Annotated in this window: 11 protein-coding genes and 1 pseudogene; 8 read left to right on the forward strand and 4 right to left on the reverse strand. The window is 53.9% G+C overall.

Annotated features, from left to right (window positions below):
* Positions 1-52: 52 nt before the first annotated feature.
* From AUQ42_RS08855 to AUQ42_RS08865, 3 genes are all read right to left on the reverse strand, one after another.
* Positions 53-709: a 2-dehydro-3-deoxy-6-phosphogalactonate aldolase gene (locus tag AUQ42_RS08855; protein WP_068518704.1), complete on the reverse strand. Its 657-nt coding sequence runs from the start codon at positions 707-709 to the stop codon at positions 53-55.
* A 4-nt stretch (positions 710-713) separates the two neighbouring features.
* Positions 714-1,709, reverse strand: a complete 996-nt coding sequence (locus AUQ42_RS08860; RefSeq protein ID WP_068518705.1) for a 2-dehydro-3-deoxygalactonokinase — start codon at positions 1,707-1,709, stop codon at positions 714-716.
* Positions 1,710-1,869: 160 nt separating this feature from the next.
* Positions 1,870-2,859 carry a cation diffusion facilitator family transporter gene (locus AUQ42_RS08865; RefSeq protein WP_068518706.1) on the reverse strand — a complete coding sequence of 330 codons (990 nt, stop codon included), beginning with the start codon at positions 2,857-2,859 and terminating at the stop codon, positions 1,870-1,872.
* 511 nt (positions 2,860-3,370) lie between these two features.
* Between AUQ42_RS08865 and katG the strand changes: the two genes are divergently transcribed.
* On the forward strand, positions 3,371-5,554 hold the full coding sequence (gene katG, locus AUQ42_RS08870) for a catalase/peroxidase HPI (RefSeq protein ID WP_068518707.1): 2,184 nt from the start codon (positions 3,371-3,373) through the stop codon (positions 5,552-5,554).
* A gap of 142 nt (positions 5,555-5,696) precedes the next feature.
* Here the strand turns inward: katG and AUQ42_RS08875 are convergent, their stop codons facing one another.
* Positions 5,697-7,439, reverse strand: a complete 1,743-nt coding sequence (locus AUQ42_RS08875; RefSeq protein ID WP_068518708.1) for a DUF262 domain-containing protein — start codon at positions 7,437-7,439, stop codon at positions 5,697-5,699.
* A gap of 743 nt (positions 7,440-8,182) precedes the next feature.
* Here AUQ42_RS08875 and AUQ42_RS08885 point away from each other — a divergent pair.
* The 7 genes and pseudogenes from AUQ42_RS08885 to AUQ42_RS08915 all read left to right on the forward strand — a co-directional run.
* Complete coding sequence (locus tag AUQ42_RS08885) at positions 8,183-8,548, forward strand: hypothetical protein (protein ID WP_068518710.1); 366 nt, start codon at positions 8,183-8,185, stop codon at positions 8,546-8,548.
* A complete protein-coding gene (locus AUQ42_RS08890; protein ID WP_068518711.1) occupies positions 8,545-8,781 on the forward strand; it encodes a helix-turn-helix transcriptional regulator in 237 nt (78 codons plus the stop codon). Before AUQ42_RS08885 ends, AUQ42_RS08890 begins: the two co-directional genes overlap by 4 nt.
* Entirely contained in the window at positions 8,768-9,511 is a 744-nt protein-coding gene (locus AUQ42_RS08895) for a conjugal transfer protein TraL (protein WP_068518712.1), read from the forward strand. Before AUQ42_RS08890 ends, AUQ42_RS08895 begins: the two co-directional genes overlap by 14 nt.
* Positions 9,511-9,951, forward strand: coding sequence for a hypothetical protein (locus AUQ42_RS08900; RefSeq protein ID WP_068518713.1), 441 nt, complete (start codon positions 9,511-9,513; stop codon positions 9,949-9,951). The genes AUQ42_RS08895 and AUQ42_RS08900 overlap by 1 nt, the downstream gene beginning before the upstream one ends.
* 18 nt (positions 9,952-9,969) lie before the next feature.
* Positions 9,970-10,284: a TrbC/VirB2 family protein gene (locus tag AUQ42_RS08905; protein WP_068518714.1), complete on the forward strand. Its 315-nt coding sequence runs from the start codon at positions 9,970-9,972 to the stop codon at positions 10,282-10,284.
* Entirely contained in the window at positions 10,281-10,580 is a 300-nt protein-coding gene (locus AUQ42_RS08910) for a hypothetical protein (RefSeq protein ID WP_068518715.1), read from the forward strand. The genes AUQ42_RS08905 and AUQ42_RS08910 overlap by 4 nt, the downstream gene beginning before the upstream one ends.
* Positions 10,577-11,405 (forward strand): annotated as a pseudogene (locus tag AUQ42_RS08915) (type IV secretion system protein VirB4); the annotation flags it as partial. The gene AUQ42_RS08910 and the pseudogene AUQ42_RS08915, both read left to right, overlap by 4 nt.

An 11,405-nucleotide genomic window follows, 5' to 3' on the forward strand; every position in this document is an offset into this window, starting at 1 on the left:
CGATCTGGAACGATTAATCCAGATCACCGGCATCTGCAAAATCACCGGTTGATCACGCCCCGAACACCGCGTCATGTGCCGCGACATAGGCAACCGCCGCCTTTGAAACATCGGCCACCGACATGCCGGGTTTGTAAATCCCAGACCCCAGACCAAACCCGTCACACCCAGCCTTGGCATAGGTTGCAAAATCATCCGGCCCGACGCCCCCGACCGCATAAACCGGCATCTGTGCCGGAAGAACTGCGCGCATGGCCTTGATGCCGTCTGCACCAATGATGCTGGCCGGAAAGATTTTAAGCCCGTCTGCCCCGGCCTTGATGGCGGCAAAGCATTCACTTGGCGTCAGCACACCGGGCCAGGACCCCATGCCAAGTTCCTTGGTTTTGGCGATCACCTCGATATCGCAATTGGGCGAAACGATAAATTCACCCGAAGCCTTTTTGACATTGGCCACATCATCAGGCGTCAAAACGGTCCCTGCCCCGATCATCGCCGCATCCCCGACCGTTTCCTTCATCGCGCTGATGCTTTTAAGGGGGGCAGGCGAATTAAGCGGCACTTCAATCATGCTGATGCCGGCATCGACCAGCGCGCGCGCCATATCGGCCGCCTCATGGGGGTGAACCCCGCGCAGGATCGCAATCAGCCGGCGGTGTTTTTTGCCGCTGCGCGCATCGGTAATCTGTTCTGCAACATATGGTGCCATGGTCTTAAATCCTTTGTGATGCGTGCGATAAGGTCTGATGGGCCTGGCTTAATCCGGCAAGGGTGATGGCACCGCCATCCATCGCCAGCGCAGTTTGGCCATGCACGGCCAGTGCTGCCTGATAAAGGGATGCAAGCTTGCCTGCACCGACCAGTGCAATGGTTTCACCATCCTGCAACCGATCCAGAATATCGGCAATTTCCAGACCGATCACACTGCCTGACAAAACCGCCGCCCCGGACGGGACGTCCGCGCTGTTCAAGGCAACAAGGCCCGCGGCACGCACGGTAAAAAGCTGATGCAAAAAGCTGCCGGGCTGCGTTTTTGCCGCCCGCACCGCCCCGGCAAAGGCCGCATCATCCCAATCATCGCCAACCGAATGGCGCAGGATTGATTGGCGGGACAAAAGCGCAAAGACCTCGCCACTCATATAGGTCCGAAAGGCGGTGATTTTTCCGTCCGCAACCCGCGCCCATTTCGAATGGGTTCCGGGCAGGCATATCCAACCGGCAAAATTCGGGTTTTGGTTCATAAAGCCGACAAGCTGGGTTTCCTCGCCGCGCATGACATCGGCATCGCCCGATATTTCGCCAACGCCTTTGGGACGCTGACACAATCCGGGCAGGATCGAAACCGCCACCCGCGGGTCGGCCACCGTCGGGCTGACCGCCCCGGATGCCAGATCGCGCGGTGCAACCGGCACCTCGCAATACGGGGCTTCAAGCCATCCCTGCCGCGCCCCGGCCATACCGCAAATCACCACCGGCACATTGCGTATCGCCGGATCAAGCCAGCGGTCAATCAGCCCGATCAGAACCCCTTCGAAGCTCAGCTTATCGTCCCCGGCAATCGCATTCATGCCAAGCGGACTTTCCGCCATCGCCAGGATGTTAGCGCTATCATCCATGGCCCAGACGCGCAAATTCGATGTGCCCCAGTCAACCGCGATCCAGCTTGGTGCCTGGGCCGGGATGCCCGAATGATGTGATGAAGCCGTCAACGCCCTGCCCTTCTATGCTTGTCGGCACAGGTCCCGAACCGGGACCGATGCCGCCTGTTTGCATTCCTCATACTATTGGGCGGATGAATGGTCAATCCATCGCGCAGGAAATCGCCGCGCACGCTCTCAAATGCATAACGCCGCGGCGACCACCCCGGTATCAGACCTGCGGGGCCGGTACATCGGGATCAAGCAGGCTTTGATGCGATTTCCAGTTTTGGGCCTCGATAAACACCTTGGATACTTCGGGGATGGCAGCACGGATATCGATCTCAAGGCGCGACACGGCGGCTTCGACCTGTGGCGATCCGATCTTGTCATCAAAATCGACACTGACACAGACAATCACGCTTTGCGGTCCGTGATGCAGCGTGATGATTTCATTCACCCCCAAAATGCCCGGAATGCCCGCAACCATCCGCGCGATCTTTTCGCGGCTTTGCGCATTGGCACTTTCCCCGATCAGAAGCCCCTTGCACTCAACCGCCAGGAAAAACGCCGTGACTGCCAGAATAAGACCGATCATCACCGATGCCAGCCCGTCAAGCACCGGCATATCAAGTAAATAGGCCGCCGCAATCCCGACAAATGCCACCAGCAAACCAAGCAAGGCCGCTGAATCCTCAAACAGGATGACAAACACTGTCGGGTCCTTGCTGCTATGCACGGCCTTGATGATCGTCTTGTCGGGGTTCTGGACCCGAAACGCCCGATAGGCTGTGCGGAACGCTGCCCCTTCCAGCACCATGGCGATGATCAGGATCGTGAACACAACGTGATATGTCCGGATATCAAATCCGCCAAACGATGCCACCACATGGATATCAAGCGCATGGGGATGAAGGATCTTGTCCACCCCCTCCCAGATCGAAACACCGGCCCCCAATCCGAAAATCATAACCGCAACCAGAAACGACCAGAAATAGGTCTCCTTGCCATAGCCCATCGGATGACGTTCATCAGGCTCCTGGGTCGAAAGCTTCAACCCCAAAAGCAAAAGCCCCTGATTGCCCGTATCCACCAGCGAATGGATGCCTTCCGACATCATCGCCGCAGAACCGGTAATCGCCGCCCCGGCAAACTTCGCCACAGCAATCAACAGATTGGCCGCCGCGGCCATGTAAATGGCCCCTTTTGAGGAATGAGACATATACGCGCTATCCATTCTGAACGATCGGTGATGTGTGCATGAACCGGGCATCTGAAAAAAGCCCGTCAGGCAAATGACTTAGCCCAGTCTAACCGCTTTTGGCCGAATGTCACGGTCTGTCACGGTCTGTCACGGCCTGTCCCGCCGGTTGGCCCCGCCGCCCAAAGAAATCGAAAAAAGCTATCAAAGATACATAAAATAACTATTTCACCTATTACGCATCAAATTGTTAGGCTCTTCAAAGCGATGGGGAAACCCATGGCTTCGGAATTTGTGACCACGTTCGTTGCGATCTCTGAGTTGAACATTATCTGCAACATGAAAGCTTCACGTAGAAATACTGGCGCACTCAAACTGGTTTTGTTTAAATCACATCTCAGGGAACCCAACCATAAGGCGACATGAAACAGCAGATCGGGACTTGCTGTTTTGCCCCGGTCGTCTTTGGCGCAAAACGAAACGGGTCAAGGAGCTGTTTTAAAAACATCTCAGCCACTACGGAGAGAGAAAAATGGACGGAAAACATACCGCAGGGAAATGTCCGGTAATGCACGGCAGCATGACCGAGACCGGCACCACCAACACCGACTGGTGGCCCAAAACCCTTAATCTTGACATCCTGCATCAGCACGACACCAAATCCACGCCCTATGGCAAGGACTTCAACTATGCAGAAGAGTTCAAGAAACTTGATCTCAACGCTGTCAAAACCGACCTGAAAAACCTCATGACCGACAGCCAGGACTGGTGGCCGGCGGACTGGGGTCATTATGGTGGTCTGATGATCCGTCTGGCCTGGCACTCTGCCGGTTCCTACCGTCTGGCCGATGGCCGTGGTGGCGGCGGCACGGGCAATATCCGTTTTGCCCCGCTGAACTCCTGGCCTGATAACGCCAACCTTGACAAGGCACGCCGTCTTCTGTGGCCGATCAAAAAGAAATATGGCAACAAGATTTCCTGGGCTGACCTGATCATTCTGGCCGGCACCATGGCTTATGAATCGATGGGCCTCAAAGTCTTTGGCTTTGCCGGTGGTCGTGAAGATATCTGGCATCCGGAAAAAGACGTTTACTGGGGTGCGGAAAAGGAATGGCTGGCACCGTCTGATTCCCGTTATGACGATGTCACCAAACCCGAAACCATGGAAAACCCGCTTGCCGCCGTGCAGATGGGCCTGATCTATGTGAACCCGGAAGGTGTCAACGGGCAGCCTGACCCGATCAAGACCGCCGCCCAGGTGCGCGAAACCTTTGCCCGTATGGCAATGAATGACGAAGAAACCGCTGCTCTGACGGTCGGGGGTCATACCGTCGGTAAAACCCACGGCAATGGCGATGCCGCCCTTCTGGGCGAAGCTCCCGAAGGCGCTGACATCACCGAACAGGGTCTGGGCTGGAACAACCACACCACGCGCGGCATCGGCCGTGACAGCGTGACCTCGGGCATCGAAGGTGCCTGGACCACCCATCCGACCAAATGGGATAACGGTTATTGCAAGCTTCTTCTGGGCTATGAGTGGGAACTCAAGAAAAGCCCGGCCGGTGCCCATCAGTGGGAACCGATCAATATCAAGGAAGAAGACATGCCCGTTGACGTCGAAGATCCGTCAATCCGTTGCATGCCGATCATGACCGATGCCGATATGGCCATGAAAATGGACCCGACCTATCGTGCAATCATCGAGAAATTCGACAATGATTTCGAATATTTCTCCGATTGCTTTGCCCGCGCATGGTTCAAGCTGACCCACCGTGATCTCGGCCCGAAAGCCTGCTATCTCGGCCCGGACGTTCCGGCCGAAGACCTGATCTGGCAGGACCCGATCCCGTCGGTTGACTACACCTTGTCAGACGCCGAAATCGCCGACCTCAAGGCCAAATTGCTGGCGTCCGGCCTGACCTCGGCCGAGCTGATCAACACCGCCTGGGATTCTGCCCGTACCTTCCGTGGTTCGGACAAGCGTGGTGGTGCCAATGGTGCCCGCATCCGTCTGGCCCCGCAGAAGGATTGGGAAGGCAACGAACCGGCCCGCCTTGCCAAGGTTCTTAGCACCCTCGAAGGCATTCAGGCCGGCCTTGCCAAGAAAGTCTCGATTGCCGATCTCATCGTTCTGGGTGGTACGGCTGCGGTTGAAAAGGCCGTCAAGGATGCCGGCTTCAACATCACCGTTCCGTTCGCACCGGGTCGTGGTGACGCCACCGACGAGATGACCGATGCCGAAAGCTTCGAGCCGCTCGAACCGCTGGCCGACGGTTTCCGCAACTGGGCGAAAAAGGACTATGTCGTTCAGCCCGAGGAAATGCTGCTCGACCGCGCACAGCTTCTTGGCCTGACCGCCCATGAAATGACGGTTCTGCTCGGTGGCATGCGTGTTCTTGGCACCAACTATGGTGGCACCAAACACGGCGTGTTTACCGACCGCGAAGGTGTTCTGACCAACGACTTCTTCGTCAATCTGACGGATATGTCCTATAGCTGGAAACCGGCGGGCAAGAACCTTTACAACATCGTTGATCGCAAATCGGGCGAAACCAAATTCACCGCAACCCGCGTTGATCTGGTCTTCGGTTCAAACTCGATCCTGCGCGCCTATGCCGAACTTTATGCCCAGGACGACAACCAGGAGAAGTTTGTTAAAGACTTCGTGGCTGCCTGGACCAAGGTGATGAATGCGGATCGGTTTGATCTAGCGTGAGGCGCTGAGAGGCTAGTTTGATTTTGATTGGAGCTTTTGGGCTTTGATGTGAGAACACCCCCGTCCTTTTGGGCGGGGGTGTTTTTGCAATACAACCGAAGTCTAAACATTAGAATTTACAGAGTCCTATTTACACAGGTATTTACTCTAACGAGTGGGGCCACCTCGTTTCGGCCCAAGATGCCATCAACTCTGCCCGCTCTTTGATCGTGTCGACCGTCCAGTCTGCCCAAGTCTCTGAGAGCCTTCTCGGTGATAAAAACATTGATTCCTGCTGATATCTCCCAGACTTGTAAGAATATTCTCTAGCCTTAACTGACGAATTTAGCTCGGATGATAATGGCAACAAGTTTGCCAAAGTATCCTTTAATTGACGATGCGCCTCGTGTGAAAACTTTTGAGCCCATTCCCCACCATCTTCGTAAGACTGAGGCAGGATATGTTCAATTGTCGGCTCTTTCTCGGGGTGATCTCCACGAAAGCTTACATCATACTCACGCAGTAAAAATCTCACTATTCCGGCCTTTGCAAGAGGCCTTTTTTTGATGGCTTCACGCAACTCTCCATTACTAGGCCATTGAATTGTCGGTTTTTGAGCAACAATCTCAGCAAATTCATGAGACGTGCGTTGCTTCATTTGCCCCCACAAGCCTTTAAACAATGCGTGTAGCCCTGTTGGTTCATAACCGAGAATGGAACGCCTAACCAAGAACGATTGCAAAGACTCAAGCAAATCAATGCAACATTCCTCATTAATCTCATCCGACTTCCACGCATTAAGCAAAGACATAACATACGGATAAACAGAAGATGGCCGCCGCAACCTCACAAGTTGCTCCAATTGTTTGGAGATGCGTTTTGACTCTGGATAGTTATCTATTCCTTCTACAGCCAAAAATGGTTTTTGAAATGGTCTCATGTGTTCAACCATTTCTTCGGCAGATAACTTACTCCAAGAATTCCTCAATTGGCTAAAAAGCTCTGATTTTTTGATATTACTATTTTGAATTAGACAGTAAGGAAAAAAGAATGCCTCGGCTTTCCCATTGAATTCACGTTCAAACGGCTTCCAAACGTGATCGAAAATGTGCTGTGCAGTAGACGGATCTTCTGCGATACTCGAAAACACTTCATTGCGAACCAAGTCCACGATCCCCACTTTGACGCCGCGAAAATTCAGCCTTTCAAAAATTTTTGTGGCTGCAGATGCATCGTTTAATTTCAGATGCACGAAAGTTAAGTGGCGCGAAATTACATTCAAAATATTTCTATAATAATGAAGTTTCTCGTCATCTACTCCTTTTGCATGCCCCTTCAAATATTTCAGAATCCGATGGTACTGCTTTACTAAATCCCCTTCTGCATTGCCACTCGGTGGTGCGGGTAAAGGCGGGTTATCCTTTATCTCATTTTGCAAAACTTCCGGCGAATTAAGCCTGTCCCATAGCAAGCGATATTGATTACGATCATCAAACGCAGGAATAATGCGTGTATTGATATCAAGGCCTCGTCGTCTTGGCAGAAGCAAGAATTCAGCAACCACTTCTGCCGCGTCCTCTTTGCTGATAGCAGCCATGCACTCGACTATCGCCATCAAGAAAATGTTCAACGTCAATAGTCTTTGCTGACCATCGACCACAGAAAGAGAACGAAGACGTCCCACGATTTGGTTTGGACGAGGCCGTTCAAATGCAACAATAGCCCCTAGAAATTGAGACTCTTCGACCTCTGACAGTACTAGTTCGATGTCTGCAATTAGTTCGTCGAACTGCTTTTGCTTCCAAACATAGGACCTTTGAAAAATTGGGATGTGAATTTGGTCGGCATCCCGAAATAATTCCTCAATGGTTTGCTCATCTTGGCTATCCGTAATCCAATCTGACATTCTGCCCCTCTTGGTCTGACATAGAACCCGACGTTCCCGCCCAAGTTGAATCTATCAACTTTCTGTGTGTTTTAAAATCTATATGATTACCTATCAGATCACGTATCGGCCAGAGGGTGAAACACCCGCGCAGTCCTAGGCACGGCCTATATCTATGCAAAAAACCAGAAAACAGGCAGCGGCTAAGATTTGAGGAAGGGCCGATAGCGCAGTCTGCGCGCGGCTGTCGCCGTGCTCGACCTTCAGCTTAAAATCGCTCCACTGGAGCGATTTCTTAACAGCCTTTCTCAGGACTTACGCGCACCCACCGGGTGCACGGTTCCTTCGAAACCATCAAGTTATGAGCACAGGCTTGTAACGCAGGAAGATCGAAGGTTCTAATTCTGACCCAAGACTAAAACGACAAAAGCCCGCCACAGGGGCGAGCTTTTTTAATGTTGGTTGCGGGGGCAGGATTAGCGCTCACTGCGTTCGCTCAGCTTCGGCCTATGGCCTTCGCAAAGAACCTTGTGCAAACAGGCTTTGGCCTGTTTGCGATGTTCCAATCCGCATGCACCCGACAATCGAACATTAAAAAAGCCCGCCACAAGGGCGAGCTTTTTTTAATGTTGGTTGCGGGGGCATACCTGTTTGCCCAATTCTTTTCCCCGAGAAACATCAGATTTTGGTGCACTCGGTAGAGAATTGAGACCATACATTTCCGATCCTTGTCAAGTCGTTAACGGCATGATGGGGGTCCTACAATGCCAGCCGAATGGGGTCAGGCGAAGATCGAAATCCTTGCTTTGCGAGATGAAATTCTCGGCAAGCTTGAGCAAGGCATTCTGGTCAGAACAATCTACGAAGAACTGAGCGCATCGGGACGTATCACAATGTCTCGCAGGTCATTCTATGACCGCGTTAAACGACTGCGTACTGAAGCCTCGAAGTCCACACGCAATACCTCTGCGCAATCCACTGGGCGCACCAGCAAACCAATCCAGAACTACCTCACTGAGAAGTCGAAGCCAGCCACAAGCAATTTGCTCCCAAGCCTCAAGGCCGAAGAGCAAGAAGAGCTTGATCGCTTGTGGGAAGGGTCCTCGGACAACACGGAGGAAACTCCGTGAACTCCTGGAAATCAGATTACCTCACTCTTCACACCCGCCTGCGGCAAGCCCGCGAGAGCAAACACCTCACCCAAGCTGGTGCAGGTGAATGTATCGGCGTGTGCGAACGCACCTATCGAGACTTTGAGGCTGGCAGGACGGATCTGTCAGCAGCCCACATGTTCCGCCTCGCCACTGTGCTGGGCATCAAAATTATTATTTCAGATGGAGTTATCGCCGATGGCGTTGATTAATCTTACCCTTCAGGGCAAGGGCGGGGTCGGCAAGTCGTTTGTCGCAAGCCTTCTCGCGCAGCATTACCTCAAACGCGACACCCCGCTTCATTGCTATGATACCGATCCGGTCAACCAGACCTTTGCCGGATACAAGGCATTCCCCGTCGAAACCATTCGCCTGGGCGAACGTCCTGACGAGATCAACCCGCGCTATTTCGATGCCCTGATCGAACAGATCATGATCGGCCCGGAAGACGGGGTTGTGGTGATCGATAACGGGGCCAGCACCTTCCTGCCGCTGCTTGGCTATATGGTTGAAGCACAGGCCCTGCAAATGCTGGCCGATGCCGGTCATGAAGTCCGGCTTCATACGATCCTGACAGGTGGCCAGGCGCTTAATGATACCATGCAAGGGCTGCATCAGGTCTTGCAGAGCGTTCCCGATATTCCGGTCGTCGTCTGGCTCAATGAATATTTCGGGCGGATCGAACGCAAGAACGCATCTGGCGAAGTCGAGAGCTTCGAGCATTCCGGACTTTACAAGAAAAACAAGAACCGCATTCACGCGCTGGTCCGTTTACCCGAGGTTCGCAAAGAAACCTTTGGCCATGACATTGAACAGATGATGCGTGCCCGCCTGACCTTCGATGAAGCAGGCAGCCACGCAGACTTCCCCTTGATGTCGCGCCAGCGCCTGATGATGACCTGGCGTAGCATTGGGGCCTCCATGGAACAGGCGGTGCTGTAATGGCCAGCGTTCTTGATGAGGCTCCTCCGCCGCCCCTGACCATGGACAGCATCGAAGAGCTGCGCACCCATTTGTGGAAAGTTCATCAGGTCACCGTCGAGGACGGTGACCCGGTGCTCATGATCTACACCATCCACAAGGTCGTGCTCGACGAGCATCGCCGCCTGATCGATCAGCATAACCGCACCCTGTCCGGGATCATCCAGGCACAGGCAGAAACCTTCACCAACGAAGTCACTGCCGCCATCGAGGACTTCAAGAATGAAGCCCTGACTGATGCCGTGCGGGAACGTCTGTCTGCCATGCAGGAAGCCGCCCGCCTTGCTGATATGGCGCAGGACCGCTTTCGCAAGATGGTCAAGCTGATCTCCATCCTCACCGCTCTCAATCTGGTCGCCGTCGTCTTCACGCTGGGCGTCCTCACCGTTTTGACGATTTGACGACAAGGAAAACAGAACATGGATAAACGCAACCTTCTCAAAATCGCTGTCATCGCTGGCCTTGCCACATTGGCCATGACCGAACCCGCTTTTGCGCAAGACACTACAGGTGGCAACTGGTGGGATCCGGTTGTCTCCTTCCTCGAACTTCTGGCCGAAGGCTTTGGCAAGATCTTCGCCATCGCGCTTGGTCTTGGTTTGGTCGTCTATGGTGGTTGGGGAGCCTTCACAGGCAGGCTCGATCCACAACGCGGCATCATGATGGTGATTGGTGGCATCCTGGTCACTGCAGGACCGGCCATTGCTTCGGGTCTTCTGGGGGTTCTCAAATGAAAGCCGCCAGTGCTGTTCTCATTCAGGTCCAGCGCCAGATGACGCTGATCGGTCTACCGATCTCGCTTTTGCTTGTTGCCGGTCTCGTTGGCGTTCTGGGTTTTGTCCTGCCCGTCGTGTTCGATTTTCCTGCCCTGGTTATTCCAGGCGGGATCGTGGGCTTTGTCGGCGCATGGATCTATCTCGTCAAACATCAGCGGATCAATCCGAACTATGACCGCGATCTGCTGGTGACCCCAATGTTTTGGGGCAGCCGTAAGGGTGAGCGCCTCCTGACCACGGGAGGTCGCAAATGATTTGGGCCGATGTAATCACCACTGGTCTTGTGACCGGTATGGCGGGCGGCCTGGTCGTTCCGGCGGGTCGTCGCCTTTTGCTTGGGGATATTGAGCAAGACTGGCTGCAGGAAGAGCTGGAGCTCGACGGGATTGATCCGGTCGATGGTGTCACCGTGCGTGGCAAAGACGGGTCGCTGTCGCGTATCTGGCACCTGCAAGGGACCAGCTATGACGCCCGTATCGAGAGCGAGCAACAAACCTTGTTGCTTGGTCGCCAATCTCTTTTGCAAGAGCTTGGCAAACGGTCCGTCACTGTTCGGTTGTTCTCAGTCAAACGCCAGCGCGAGATTGCCGCTCATGCAAAGTGGCCCAATAGCGTGCTTGATGAGATCGGCACCGCAGAAGCAAGACAATATAAATCAAGCTACTTCATCGACTGGTATCTGATGGCAACGGCTCAGACCATGCAGCCCCTGCTGGATGCCGAAGAGAAAATCCCGGCCATTCTGTCGGAATACCGCCCGGAGTTGCTTGCCCGTTCTAACGACGATCAACCCTGTCTGCTGACCGGGTTTCTCAACGGATTGGTCAGCGGCGATTATCGCCGTGACCTTCCGGCAACCAGTCACAACTTGTCTGCAAACCTTCCCGCATCTGACCTTCATTGCGACAAGGTGACCGGCAACATCACCACACATGTTCCGGCCCGACAATTCCAAAAGGTCATTACCGTCACACTCTGGCCGGAAACAGTCTCCGGCCATCTGATCGGCGAGATCCTCGCCCTGCAGGGCGATATCGAGATTTGCCAGATCTGTGATCCATGGGGCAGTGACCAGGCAA

It is taken from the genome of Thalassospira sp. MCCC 1A02491 (assembly GCF_001613785.1).
Taxonomy (GTDB): domain Bacteria; phylum Pseudomonadota; class Alphaproteobacteria; order Rhodospirillales; family Thalassospiraceae; genus Thalassospira; species Thalassospira povalilytica.